Source organism: Secundilactobacillus paracollinoides DSM 15502 = JCM 11969, assembly GCF_001311135.1.
In the GTDB taxonomy this organism is placed as follows: domain Bacteria; phylum Bacillota; class Bacilli; order Lactobacillales; family Lactobacillaceae; genus Secundilactobacillus; species Secundilactobacillus paracollinoides.
This window is the reverse complement of record NZ_BBAG01000031.1, coordinates 1-13,062: the sequence shown is the minus strand read 5'-3', so window position 1 is coordinate 13,062 and position 13,062 is coordinate 1. Positions and strand designations below refer to the sequence as shown.

Below are 13,062 nucleotides of genomic sequence, written 5' to 3'. Positions count from 1 at the left end.
TTTTCAATGAAACATTGCTTTATCAGCTGCAGTCAACACCCCATCCGTCATCACCATGACCCGGTCCGTGTACGTCAAAAGCCGGTCGTCATGCGTGATCATCACAATGGCCTGTTGATTATCATGCGCCATTTGAGCCATTGTTTGGACGACTTTAACCGCGCGGGCAGCGTCCAAACTCGCGGTGGGTTCATCCGCAAATATCATTTTGGGTTGGTGATAAAACGCCCTGGCAATCGCTACCCGTTGCCGCTGACCACCCGATAATTCATTGGGATAATGCCCACGCTGATCCCAGATCCCAAGGTCAGTGAGCAATCGTTGCTGACGGTCTGGCTGCTTATTTTTGGTGATGCGATCCACTAACGACAGCTGTTCCTGGACGGTCAAATATGGAACAAGGTTTGACGCCTGCAGGATAAACCCAAAGTCGGCAAACCGTAACTGTGACCGGTCATGTTCTGAGAGCTGCGCAATGTCACGATCACCTAACAGAATCTGCCCACTCGTTGGCGTCTGCAAACCGCCCATCATCGTCAGCAAAGTCGTTTTCCCAGAACCGGACGGCCCAGTTAGCGCCAGAAATTCTCCTGCATCAACACTGAGATCCGTTGGGGTGACAGCGTTAACGACCGTGTCCCCCTGACCAAATTGTTTCACAACCTTCTTTAACGTCATCAATGCCATTATGCGTCCCCTCCAATCGCATCCAGCGGGTCAATTCGGTTGATCCGCCAAATGGAAACCATCGCACCCAATACGACCATCGCAAGTAAAATCACTGCCGCTGCGATCACCAGCAGCCAACTGCTGTAATATGGCATAGCCGCTGGAATCACGAGAACTGTCAGCTGATTGAGGATCAGACCGATACCGACGCCGATGAGGCCGATCAGCCACGACTGACTCAGTAAGGCGCGAACCATACGTCCACCCGAAATACCTTGCGCCCGCATCACCCCGTACATCTGCGTTTTTTCAATCGTCATGATGTACATGAAGATGCCAATGATGAACGCAATGATCACAAATAATGAGCCGATCATTAATTCAAACGTGCTGACCTCAGCGCTGTACCCTGGTAGTTTATTGATCAGTTTGCTGATTGAAAGGCGCTGATACCCCTTGCCTAGTGCGCTATTTTCGGCAGTTTTAAAGACCACGCCGCTAATTTGACCTGGGGTACCGGTAAAGGCTTGGTAGTTACCAATACTCATAAAAATAACGGGTAAGGTACTAAACCGGTTATTCTTGGTCACCCCAACGATCTTGTAGCGCTGGTCGCCACCATTCAGAGTAACGGTGCTGCCCTGTTTTAACCCGTTTGTCAGCAGACTGTCATCAACGACGATTTCGTGCGTACGTTTGGGCTGATGACCGCTGACCAGTGTCGGGGCCAAGAACCCGTTAGCGTTGATGCCCAAGACAGTCACGTTCGTGTTATGCCCACTATTTGCCGCTACGGACATGCTTTCAGCAACTGGCTGCCGGTTGGTGGTTGTTTTTAAATTGCTCGGCAACGTTTCCTGTGACAATTTTGAAGACGCCAAACTATTGTTGGCGTACTTACTGATGACCACGCTATTGGCATCCCAGCGGTCAATTGCCGACCGGTTGTTATTGGCGATACCAAAAGCTAACCCACTCAAGAAATAGATCAGGTAAGACACTAGGATGATGACTAGGATCATCAGCAGGTAGCGCGCTTTTGAATGCAACATTTCCTTATAAGCCAAATACATGCTTGTCACTCCATTTCGTTTATCACTTGATAACTGAATTGAGTATAGCATGCATTTTTGGAAGATTCAATCTCTCATTTTGTGTGCCCGGAGTCCGAAAACGTGTAATCGTCGTCTGAGAAAGCCGTTAAAGGGCCAACTTAAGCGATAAAAAAGAGACCTGGAAATAACAACCATTTCCAAGCCTCTTTTTTATGATTTAAGTGACAAAATGCTACATCAAATGCGTTCCCTTATCAACATAGATCGTATCCCCAACAAGGCCAGTGGCCAGTGGCTCAACAGGAAGGCCGCCGTGTTGCCGACTTCTTGAATCGTGACCCCTTCGCCATCGACCGTCCGCGAGTTAGACAACTCGATCAACTTGCTGTAATCCTTCACACCCGTTACGGCTAACGTCTTAACAGCGCCGGCTGAAATGGCGTTTACCCGAATGTTTTGGTTGGCAAGGTCGCGGGCAAGGTAACGCACAGTTGCTTCCAAGCCAGCTTTGGCAATCCCCATGATGTTGTAGTTTGGAATGGCGCGTTCTGACCCCATGTACGTCAAGGTCACAATACTGCCGCCATCATTCATGATTTCGCGACCATACTTGGCCACAGAAATGAGGGAGTACACGCTGATGACCTCAGCCTTTTCGAAGGCATCCAAGTCTGCATCCGTCGTTTCACCAGATAAGGCTTCTGGGTCTGCATAAGCAATTGCATGAATAATACCGTCAATGCTGCCGACTTGTGCTTTAATTGTCGCAAAGGCCGTTTTAACGTTTTCTGGGTCCGCCACATCACATTCAACTAACTGGACGTCCTCGTCGATAAACCGGCTGAGACTCTTCTTAAACCGTTCATTTTGATACGTTAAGATTAACTGGGCCCCCTGCGCCTGTAACGCCTGATAGCAGCCGTATGCTAGGCTTCGCTTGTTGGCAACCCCCATAATCACAATCTTTTTTCCATCTAAAATACCGCTCACTGGAATTCACTCCTCTAAATTAATGGTCACATAAATAATGACGTTCACGCCGTTAACTATCGCACGTAGCATTATTTTACAATTTTTGCGAGGTGCTGACAAATCATCCTCTTCAACGGTCGAAACTGGCACCCACCGGAAAACGCGGTATAATAGCGGTAACACCTCGGAGGGATGCAAATGACCACCAAAAATAAAATTGCACAGGCGACCAAATCACTTGTGGTAAGCGACCCGTTCGATCACATTTCCGTAACCAGTATCATGAAAACAGCCAATTTGCGCCGCCAATCCTTTTATGATTACTTCCACGATAAGTACGATGTGCTTGCGTGGATCTACCAGACGGAAACGGATACCGCAATCAAACACTGCGGCAACTACCGGTTTTGGCCGCAAACGCTGCGGCGGATGCTCACTTACTTTGTGGAAAATCATGACTTTTATCGCCAACTGTTACCGTTAGACGTACAAAATGCCCCTGAAACGATCATTAAAACGCACTTACAAACCATGATCGGTAGTATTTTTGTCAGCATGGGTGAGGCCGAACACATCGCCATTGATACCGACTACTGCCGGTTTCTGCAACGCACGCTGGGCGACTCCCTCTACGCCAGTGTTGATCAGTGGCTAACTGATCCTGATCCGCAACCCATGACAACTCAGTATCAGTTTTTGCGTCACTACCTCGAAGATGGCATGAACGGGTTGCTCATGCGGTCAAAACAAATTAAAACCTATCATCGCGCTGATGACCGTAATACGGAAGTCGGCTGATTCTGACAATTGCCGAGGTCTGGAGCGTCTTTTCAATACCCTGATAGCCCGTTGCATTCTGCAATTTGGCACAGCGCCGTAGTGGCTCGCAACAGCGCTGTGCCAAAATGCGCCATTCCACTAAAATTGAGCTATCTTTATAGCACCTATTAAGCAACACAATAGCGTTAACCCTAGTTTGCGGAGAATCCGCCCTCGACTGCTCATTATGATATTGACAGCAATGCTTCCCATAATGCGCTACTACCAGTAGCAATTAATTAGCGCGTTTAATGACACCACTTATGAATATCCACCAGCAATTGTGACTACTGCCAGAATCCTTGCGTAGTTGAACCGACCGACATGATGGCACTATGTGATAAACAAAGATAACAGGAACACCATATTCAACCATTCGTGAATGACCACAAACGGAACAAACAATGGGTTTAAGTCAAAAACTCGTCTACAAAGATGTAAACTTCAGTTTCAATCTGATCCGGACAACTCCCCTGCAGTTGTCCGTTTTTATTGACCGCCATGCCTTTTATAATAAAGTCGAATCATAAATGAAAAGGATGTGTCGATACATGAGTAATATCTTGATTTTAGGTGCAAACGGTCAGATTGCTCGGCTGGCTGAAAAACAATTGTTGGCGGAAACACCTCACCACCTGACACTGTTTCTTCGTAACGCTAGTCGAATCAGTGCGAGTGACGCAAACCGTGAAACCATCGTGGATGGCAGTGCAGATGATGTTGATCAATTAAAGAAAGCCGCCCTCGGCCAGGATATCGTTTACGCGAACCTGGCTGGGAACAATATCGAGGACCAGGCCAAGGCCGTCGTCACAGCCCTGGACGCCACTGGATCAAACGCCTGATCTGGATCTCCACGCTGGGCATCTACGATGAAGTCCCCGGCAAATTTGGCGAGTGGAACAATGCAACGTTACAGGGTTATCTGCAACGCTACGCCGCGGCTGCCAAGGTTTTAGAGGATTCTGACTTAGACTACACCCTTATCCGGCCAGCTTGGCTTACGAATAACGATGTCATCGATTACGAAACCACCCAAAAAGGCGAGCCATTTAAGTACCGAGGTCTCGCGTAAGAGCATTGCGGCCTTCGTGGTCAAGCTCATTAACGACCCAACGCAGGAAATTAAACATTCCGTTGGCGTCAACCAACCGAATACGGATGGTGACAAGCCGGCATTTTACTAACGCCTGTAAAAAATCGCTTGATACCATTTTCCAAAAGTTTAACCACAGTCTCTGTTCAATAAAAAACACACTGCTGAATGCATTCAGCAGTGTGTTTTTTTCAGCTATTTAACGTAAGTAGATGTTAATTTCGTTCGACTGAATTTTTCAAACAACAATTCGTGACTTGGCCGAAAGACATCGATCATCAGATCCACACCAATGACCAAAAAGAACAGCAAGGAAAAGCCAAACAAGCCAATGCCGATCCACTGTGATGTTAGGGACCCCGACTTGAAAAATTGATTCATAAACGCCATCACGTTCCAAACGATGATCAGGCTGTAGCCGCCCAGAAACCGGCCGATAACCTGTTGTTTAGACGCTGCATCGCCACTGCGGTCAGCAAGTTGCAAATGGACGACCCGCAGGCCAAGCGTTTTGCGCGTTACCAATTCTGGCAATAACACAACCAATGCCATGACAGCAAGTAGCACCAGTTCATCCGCGGCCTTTGGAACACCCAGAATACCCAAGACAAGTGAAACGACACCACTCACAACGGATATCTCCAGCCAATCAACAACAAACGCAGTCGCGTGACGGAAAGTGGACACTTTCTCAGCCCTCGGTTTAAGGCGTTCCATCACATGCTCAGAGGTCGGCAGGAACGGTATCGCGACCCTCGCCAGCCCGAATCCAAGAAAACCGCCAATCGTATTCATCAACAGATCATCCACATCAAACAACCGATACGGCCGCGGGTAGATGCCGTACAGACCCGACAACTGTGTCAATTCGAAGAACAAGGATAAGCAAAACGACATGAGAATCGTCTGCCACCACGACCGTTTAAAATGGGTCCGCAGGTAGAAGCCAAACGGCACAGTCAAGAAGATGTTAAAGACCGGTTGAATGACCGTTGGCGCCTTTATCGCCGGCAACCAAGTGTGGATATTTGTCAGCTGAAATGGATTATATTGCAGAAACTCGCGAATAAATAATAGCGGGTGCAAATTATACCGCGGTGTCGTCAACTTAGCGACTGACGCGATCGATGGCAACGGGAGAATAATCAAAAAATAGGCACACATCAAATAAAACACAAAACTATACAGCATCAGGATCGACCACCGAGAAATCGCGCCAAATCGGTGATAGTGCCAGAGCAGTACTGGAAACGTGATAAGCAGCGCCACAAACGGAAACGCAATGACGGCCATCTTAATATCGTAGGTGTATACAAACATAACAGTCCGTTCCTTTCAACGTCAGTACCCCCATTAAACTGAATTAATGAACGGGTGTCAATGAAAGGGCATTTCTGCAGTCACCCATTACCGTGAATTTGTGATGCCGCTTCATGCCATCGTTCAGGATAACGCTCAGCTGAAACTTGACCAACTTAAAAACGACTTAGACTGACCATTAACATGATCGAGCCGAAGTCGTTTTGAACTTACAGTTTAAAGTGCGTCATCCGCAATGTCGTCAACAAGTGATAGTGATGGAATAAAGTACATGTTCCCGTTGATCGGCGTACTGTAATCCAGCAACCGGTCGCTGTTGGTGAACATGCCCTCAAGCATCCGCCGAATAATCGCATACTCGCGCGCATACCCGATAAAGTAGGTCCCCGTCACGTTCTTCGCCGGGTCTGAAAACGGCACGTTCATCCGCACGATCTTATGCTCGATACCGTCCTTATTATCCTGAGCAACGATATTGTGGGCATTCGGCGACTTCTCCTCATCCGCTAATTCACGGTCAGAGAACTTCTTTCGGCCAATCGTTTTTTCCTGCTCCTCAGTTGGCAGTGCCTTCCACGCATCCATGTCATGGGTGTATTTCTGGGCAAAGGCGTATGAGCCGTCAATAAACTTCGGGTCCTCATCGCCGATCACCGCGTATTCTGGCGCTTGCTGAGTGCTTGGATTCTCAGTCCCATCAATGAAGCCAACAATTGCTCGGCCCTCAAAGTAGCGGAACCCATGTGTTTCATCTACAACGGACGTGACATCACGGAAGAATTCACTGAACTGATCCATGATTTCGTAAACAACGGCTTCGTTAACAGCCCGCACATGAAAGAAGAGATCCCCCGGCGTTGCTGGTGCGGTATACTTTGGTCCCTTAACTGGTTCAAAATCGACAAGTTGTTTTGGCTTGTCCGCATTTGGAAACAAATAGGTCCACGCTGCGTTACTAAAGCCAAAGGCAACGGCTAACTTTGCATCCGGATAGCGGATGTTCATGCTGTTTAAAATAGATTGGTAGTTGCCCGCAAAATCCTGTACTGCTGCCAACTCGGCATCCCGATCCTTACGATTCAATAAAAGCGTCGTAAATTCAATGTGTTGGCCAGCATCCTTATAAACGGCCTGAGTATCTGTTAAATCAATTGTCATATGCGTCTCCTCCACCTTTTGTCTAGACTGATTCTAATTTGAGTATAGCATAGCCGCGTGTTGAGGTTGTGGTTGACGCTCACTTGTTCATTGGGCAACTTTTTGAAATGGTGTTTTCTGTTGCTGACTGGTTTAAATCGTGTTCCATGCCGCTTCGTTGCGCCGTTCGGCCCTGCAGGCTGAGGTGGGGTCGCTCCGGAGCTATTGAATTCTTACCAGAAATTCAAGGATCTCCTACGTCTCCCGTGTTCGTAAGCGAGGAAAGTACCCTCGCCAACGAACACCGACACCACAGCCAGCAATGCCGACCAGCTCCACTACGCTACGATACCTGTGTTAGTCATCGTAGACGTTAAGTCTTCATAAGCGATGTCATGAAACCTGTTAACCAATCGTTACCGGGTCCAAGCACCTTGCGAGAAGCATTGCTGTCAATGGACTTACCGCAGTCGAGGGCGGATTCTCTTCGAATTCGATTTAACGCTTTTGTGATGCTTAACCGATAATAAAAAGTAGGCTCAACGTCAGTGGAATGCAGCAATTTGGCAGGTTGTCGTGGTGTCGACATCAGTTAGCGACCGTTCTTGGGTCGGTTACTGATGTGCGAGACGACTGAGATCCACTCGAGAGCTGCGCAGCAGAAATCGAGTTAGCTCAGTCGCGAGCCACTTCGACGACCTGCCAAATTGCGGAATGCAACGGACTCTCACTGGACAGTGAAAAGATCATCCACTTCCTACCGTTTTCCTTCACGCTCAACAAAAAAGACCAACACTGCCAAACCCGCCTCAGGTTTACCATTATCAGTCTTTTGCCCGCATACGCCGCGGTGATGGTGCTATTTGATGATTTCGTGGATCAGTTTAATGGGTTCTGCATGATCTGCAATCTCAATGTTGTCGTACAGTAACGTCTTAATGTCGTCAACGGACTCACGATTACTGTAAATGGTCAGCAGCGACTCGCCAGCCTTGACTGGATCGCCCACCTTTTTGTGGAGTTCGAGACCAACCGCGTAATCCAGATCGTCATCCTTTGTTTGACGACCGCCGCCAAGCAACATGCTGGCGATACCCAATTCATCAGCAGTCATCTTAGCGACAACCCCGTCCGCCTTGGCTGGCAGGTCAATCTTAAACTGTGCTTGCGGCATCAACATCGGGTCATCGACCACGTCACCGTTGCCACCCTGCGCCACGATCATCTGTCGGAAGGACTCGAGTGCCTTGCCGTTATCGATGACGGCCTGCAGCATTGCGCGGGCTTCAGCTAAGGTCTTAGCCTTCTTAGCTAAAGCAACCATCTGACTGCCAAGCGTCAACACAAGATCCGTGATATCAGCCGGACCCTCACCCTTTAAAATGCTGATAGACTCTTGAATCTCCAACGCGTTGCCGATCATGTTCCCCAGTGGCTGGTTCATATCTGAAATGACCGCCATGCAATCCATTCCTGTGTTTTGACCGATTGAAACCAGTGCCTTTGCCAGATCACGCGCCTGGTCTCCACTCTTCATGAAGGCGCCAGAACCCGTCTTCACGTCAAGGACAAGGGCATCGGTACCGGACGCAATCTTTTTACTCATGATCGAGCCCGCAATCAATGGGATAGAATCAACAGTATCCGTCACATCGCGCAGTGCATAAATTTTCTTATCAGCGGGCGCAATATTGCCCGTCGCACCGACGATGGCGAGCTTAATATCCTTGACCTGTTGTTTGAACTGGTCTTCAGTCAGCTCAACGTTAAAACCAGGGATGGCCTCGAGCTTATCCAACGTGCCGCCAGTATGACCGAGGCCGCGCCCGGAAATCATTGGAATTGGAATCCCTAAGGCAGCAATCATTGGTGCCAATGGAATGCTGGTCTTGTCGCCGACCCCACCGGTTGAGTGCTTGTCCACTTTAATTCCTGGGATGTCGGACAGATCCAACTGGTCACCAGACTTCAACATCTGCATCGCCAACTCAGCCTGTTCGCCATCTGCCATGCCGTTAAAGTAGATGGCCATTAATAATGCGCTTGTCTGGTAGTCCGGAATCGATCCATCAACCACCCCGTCCACGAAGAATTTGATCTCTTCGTTTGTTAAATCGCTTCCATTTCTCTTGTGGTCAATCACGTCGACCATTCTCATAACCGTTTCCTCCGTTAGGCTTCCTCCAGTAGCTGGTGAGCGGTATCAATGTCGGTGATCAGACAATTGGTATAGCCGCCTGTTAGGGCACCTAAAATGGCATCAAATTTACGCTTACCGCCAGCTACCAGGATCGATTTTTCTTTGTTTTTAAGGTCTTCTAATTGGACACCGACCGTTCGCCGATTAATTTCAGGTACAGCCACTCGCCCCTGTTTGTCATAGAAACGTGAGCAGATGTCGCCAATAGCACGCGACTGAATCTCCGCTTGTTCGTCGTGGGTAAAGTACCCCGTCTGAAATAACAGCGCATCATCGCGCACGGTACCGACCGTGAACAACGCCACGTTACAATCACGTCCCATATCGATCAGACGCTTGATGTGCCGGTCTTCCATCACGATGTCGTGGGTCGTTTGGTTACCAAAAATCACTGGCAGCGGCAAAACGTTCGGTGCCGTATGGAATGCCTGACTGAATTTCATTAAGATTTCTTCCCCATAAACGGGCGTTGGTGTGTACGTCACACTCCCCTTGAGCTCCACGATGCGCACGTTTTGAGCCGTCTGGTTCGTGAGATGGGCTGCCACCTGATACATTGTTTTTCCCCAGCTGACCCCGATGAGGTCGCCATCTTTAACCGTTTTAGTCAGGTAATCCGCAGTAAACTTGCCAAGTTCACTTGTCAATTCATGGTAGTCGGATGCTTTGGTGTACACCACGTGAGCTTCTTTCAGACCAAATTTTTCTTCCAGTGTTTTTTCAAGGTTCTGCACGCTTGAAATGGGTCAACGATGGTGATCTGAACGTATCCTTCATCCAATGCAAACTGGAGGAGTCGTGACACAGTTGGCCGCGAGATTGACAGTTTTTGGGCAATCTCGGCCTGACCGAGGCCTGACTCATAGTACAGTCTCGCAACCCGGATACTTTCAGCAATGCGTTTTTCACTGGCAGTCTTCTTCATCATTTGTCCTGACCTCACTTGGTTTTCTCAAAATTAGTGCATTCATTCTCCCTATCTTACCATGGTTTGACCAGTTGTCCGGACAATTATTGATCCGTGCACTTAATGGCCGTTTCTAATGAAATCTTGGCCATTTCTTTAAAGGATGTTTCCCGGTCCTCAGCAGACAAGGCTTCCCCCGTTGTCAAATTATCGCTGACTGTGTTGATCGACAGCGCCTGAACGTGGTACTTCGCAGCTAACATGTACAGGGCGGCCGTTTCCATTTCAGTGCCCAAAATCCCGTAGTCGGTCAATTGCTGATAATCGATCTCATCATTGTAGAATCGGTCAGCGCTAAAGATGTTGCCGACCTTAACGGCAACGTGGGCGTCTTGAGCGGATTGGTAAACTTTCAACAACATATCAAAGTCAGCCGTTGGGGCATAAATGACGCCCGCTTTAAACGTGTTTTGGATGATGGCTGAATCGGTGCTGGCTGACTGGGCGATTAAAATGTCACGAATCTTGATATTTTCGCCAAATCCGCCAATACTGCCGACCCGCATCAGGTGCTTGACCCCAAAGAATTTGATCAGTTCATTAGTGTAGATGGAGATCGATGGAATCCCCATCAGTGCCCTGAACAGAAACTTTATGGCCCTTATAGGTTCCGGTGTAGCCGAACGCATTTCGTACCTTATTATACTGAACCACGTTTTCCATAAAGTTCTCAGCAATGTACTTTGCGCGTAACGGATCTCCAGGCATTAAAACAGTATCTGCGATATCGCCCATTTCGGCGCCAATGTGTGTACTCATGGTTATTTCCTCCGTTCGTTTGTTAGCGGTTTCAAATTATTGTAAGTCAGCTAGGAATGATGTCCCGTACTCACCCTTTTGGACGTTGAAATTATCTAGGACAGTCGCCCCAAAATCTCCGTAAGTCTGACGAATGCCTAGGGCCTTGCCACCCTTAAAGCTTGGTGACCAAACTAATAATGGCACGTATTCACGCGTGTGGTCGGTGCCCTTAAAGCCAGGGTCGTTCCCGTGGTCAGCGGTAATGATCAGCAGGTCGTCATCCTTGAGTTTGCTCATCAGTTCGCCCAAGCGAACATCGAAGGCCATTAAGGCTTTACCGTAGCCTTCAGGATTACGACGGTGGCCGTACATGGCGTCAAAGTCCACCAGGTTCGTAAAGCTGAAGCCGTGAAAGTCTTTTTCGGCGTTTTCAATCGTCTTGTCCATCCCGTCATCGTTTGATTCAGTATGAACGCCATCCGTAATGCCATGGCCAGAGAAGATATCGTTGATCTTTCCAACGGCAAGCACGTCCAGGCCAGCTGCTTCAGCCGATCCATATCCGTTTCGTCGGTAGGTTCCAATGCAAAGTCATGACGGTTGGCAGTCCGGGTAAAGTGATCCTTATCAGGGCCAACGTATGGTCGTGCAATAATTCGGCCAATGCGGTATGGTTTGTCGATGGTAATTGACCGCGCATACTCACAGATCTTATAGAGTTCTTCGAGCGGAATCACGTCTTCATGGGCAGCAATCTGCAGCACTGAATCCCCTGATGTATAAACGATCAGGTCGCCTGTTTCCATTTGGTGCTCACCATAGTCGTGAATGACATCGGTACCGGAATATGGCTTGTTAACGATGATGTGCCGACCACTGAATTTTTCGAGCTTGTCGATCAATTCTTGTGGGAACCCTTGTGGGAAGAAGCCCAGTGGTTCTAGTACCGGCAGACCCATCATTTCCCAATGGCCGTCCATACTATCTTTACCAACGGAAATTTCATGCATCTTGCCAAAGTAGCCAGTTGGTGCCTCCGCTACCGGAACCCCCTCAATCGGGTTTTCTGGGCGAATGTTTGAGAGTCCCATTTTCTGCAGGTTCGGCACCTTAAAGTTGCCCTTGTAAAAGTCACCAATGTGGCCTAACGTATCGGCACCAACATCGCCAAAGTCCTTAGCATCGCTAGCTTCACCAATACCAACTGAGTCCGTCACAATTCCAAATACACGTTTAAACGTCATCCTGATGCGCCTCCAATTCGTCTCGTTTAATTATTCAGTCACGATCTTGACACTGGCACTGGCGCCGATTCGAGTGGCACCCGCAGCAATCATTGCTTCGGCTTCAGCCTTTGAGTGCACCCCACCAGAAGCCTTAACACCTAATCGGTCGCCGACTGTTTCACGCATTAATTTGACATCTTCAACCTTGGCACCCGCAGTTGAGAACCCAGTAGAGGTCTTCACAAAATCAGCACCGGCACTCTCAGATAATTCGCATGCGCGAACCTTTTCATCATGATCCAACAAACTCGTTTCGATGATGACCTTCAGCAACTTGCCTTCAGCATGAACAGCGTCAGCTAATGCTTTGATGTCAGCTTTAACAGCATCGTTGTGGTTAGCCTTTAATTCACCAATGTTGATAACCATGTCCAGTTCATCAGCACCATCTTTGATAGCTTGTTGGGCTTCAAAGACCTTTGATTCAGTTGACGTTGCCCCCAAAGGGAACCCGATAACCGTACAAGTGTTGACGTCTGAATCCTTCAAGCCAGCAGCCGTATGCTTGACCCAATAAGGATTGATACAAACGGAAGCAAAGTCATATTGGATGGCTTCGGCAATCGTCTTGTCTACTCGGTCTTCAGTGGCGTCTGCTGCTAATAAGGTGTGGTCGATGTATTTTGCTAATTTCATGGTGGATTCTCCTTTTTATTAAACCGTTTTACTTTTGTAACCGTTTACATAATAGCATGTGGTTGCACATTTGTAAATACGTGGTATGAAATTATGTAACATGATTGATGGGGTGAACTAGAGATAATGCTGGGGTTGTTTGGGGTGGATGGCGGTGAGAAAGT

9 protein-coding genes and 4 pseudogenes are annotated in these 13,062 nt (G+C 48.3%); 2 read left to right on the top strand and 11 right to left on the bottom strand.

All coding sequences use genetic code 11. The features are described 5' to 3' along the window. Positions 1-3: 3 nt before the first annotated feature. From JCM11969_RS10445 to fabI, 3 genes and pseudogenes are all read right to left on the bottom strand, one after another. A complete protein-coding gene (locus tag JCM11969_RS10445; RefSeq protein WP_054711077.1) occupies positions 4-687 on the bottom strand; it encodes an ABC transporter ATP-binding protein in 684 nt (227 codons plus the stop codon). Beyond that, the gene (locus JCM11969_RS10440; RefSeq protein WP_054711075.1) at positions 687-1,742 is read right to left on the bottom strand and encodes an ABC transporter permease; all 1,056 of its coding nucleotides are present in this window, start codon (positions 1,740-1,742) and stop codon (positions 687-689) included. The genes JCM11969_RS10445 and JCM11969_RS10440 overlap by 1 nt, the downstream gene beginning before the upstream one ends. 214 nt (positions 1,743-1,956) lie before the next feature. Beyond that, a pseudogene (gene fabI, locus JCM11969_RS10435) lies at positions 1,957-2,678 on the bottom strand (enoyl-ACP reductase FabI). Positions 2,679-2,894: 216 nt separating this feature from the next. On the opposite strand from fabI, the gene dhaS reads away from it, so the two are divergent. Continuing rightward, positions 2,895-3,494, top strand: a complete 600-nt coding sequence (dhaS, locus tag JCM11969_RS10430) for a dihydroxyacetone kinase transcriptional activator DhaS (RefSeq protein WP_225353242.1) — start codon at positions 2,895-2,897, stop codon at positions 3,492-3,494. A gap of 572 nt (positions 3,495-4,066) precedes the next feature. Continuing rightward, a pseudogene (locus JCM11969_RS10425) lies at positions 4,067-4,702 on the top strand (SDR family oxidoreductase). 104 nt (positions 4,703-4,806) lie between these two features. On the opposite strand, the gene JCM11969_RS10420 reads toward JCM11969_RS10425, so the two are convergent. From JCM11969_RS10420 to deoC, 8 genes and pseudogenes are all read right to left on the bottom strand, one after another. Then, positions 4,807-5,931, bottom strand: coding sequence for a VanZ family protein (locus tag JCM11969_RS10420; protein WP_054711071.1), 1,125 nt, complete (start codon positions 5,929-5,931; stop codon positions 4,807-4,809). A gap of 216 nt (positions 5,932-6,147) precedes the next feature. Beyond that, on the bottom strand, positions 6,148-7,089 hold the full coding sequence (locus JCM11969_RS10415; RefSeq protein WP_054711068.1) for a Dyp-type peroxidase: 942 nt from the start codon (positions 7,087-7,089) through the stop codon (positions 6,148-6,150). 838 nt (positions 7,090-7,927) lie between these two features. Next, entirely contained in the window at positions 7,928-9,226 is a 1,299-nt protein-coding gene (locus tag JCM11969_RS10410) for a pyrimidine-nucleoside phosphorylase (protein WP_054711065.1), read from the bottom strand. 14 nt (positions 9,227-9,240) lie between these two features. Next, positions 9,241-9,945: a sugar-binding transcriptional regulator gene (locus tag JCM11969_RS10405; protein ID WP_263850057.1), complete on the bottom strand. Its 705-nt coding sequence runs from the start codon at positions 9,943-9,945 to the stop codon at positions 9,241-9,243. A gap of 14 nt (positions 9,946-9,959) precedes the next feature. Continuing rightward, positions 9,960-10,196, bottom strand: coding sequence for a helix-turn-helix domain-containing protein (locus tag JCM11969_RS19930; RefSeq protein ID WP_263850056.1), 237 nt, complete (start codon positions 10,194-10,196; stop codon positions 9,960-9,962). 83 nt (positions 10,197-10,279) lie between these two features. Beyond that, positions 10,280-10,994 (bottom strand): annotated as a pseudogene (gene deoD, locus JCM11969_RS10400) (purine-nucleoside phosphorylase). Between the two features lie 36 nt (positions 10,995-11,030). Continuing rightward, a pseudogene (locus JCM11969_RS10395) lies at positions 11,031-12,220 on the bottom strand (phosphopentomutase). A 30-nt stretch (positions 12,221-12,250) separates the two neighbouring features. Next, positions 12,251-12,898, bottom strand: a complete 648-nt coding sequence (deoC, locus tag JCM11969_RS10390) for a deoxyribose-phosphate aldolase (protein WP_054711064.1) — start codon at positions 12,896-12,898, stop codon at positions 12,251-12,253. Between the last annotated feature and the right edge of the window lie 164 nt (positions 12,899-13,062).

Excerpts from the sequence above, each read along its gene's own strand:
- JCM11969_RS10415 (WP_054711068.1), bottom strand. The coding sequence starts at position 7,089 with ATGACAATTGATTTAACAGATACTCAGGCCGTTTATAAGGATGCTGGC.
- JCM11969_RS10420 (WP_054711071.1), bottom strand. The coding sequence starts at position 5,931 with ATGTTTGTATACACCTACGATATTAAGATGGCCGTCATTGCGTTTCCG.
- JCM11969_RS10440 (WP_054711075.1), bottom strand. The coding sequence starts at position 1,742 with ATGTATTTGGCTTATAAGGAAATGTTGCATTCAAAAGCGCGCTACCTG.
- JCM11969_RS19930 (WP_263850056.1), bottom strand. The coding sequence starts at position 10,196 with ATGATGAAGAAGACTGCCAGTGAAAAACGCATTGCTGAAAGTATCCGG.
- deoC (WP_054711064.1), bottom strand. The coding sequence starts at position 12,898 with ATGAAATTAGCAAAATACATCGACCACACCTTATTAGCAGCAGACGCC.
- JCM11969_RS10445 (WP_054711077.1), bottom strand. The coding sequence starts at position 687 with ATGGCATTGATGACGTTAAAGAAGGTTGTGAAACAATTTGGTCAGGGG.
- dhaS (WP_225353242.1), top strand. The coding sequence starts at position 2,895 with ATGACCACCAAAAATAAAATTGCACAGGCGACCAAATCACTTGTGGTA.
- JCM11969_RS10410 (WP_054711065.1), bottom strand. The coding sequence starts at position 9,226 with ATGAGAATGGTCGACGTGATTGACCACAAGAGAAATGGAAGCGATTTA.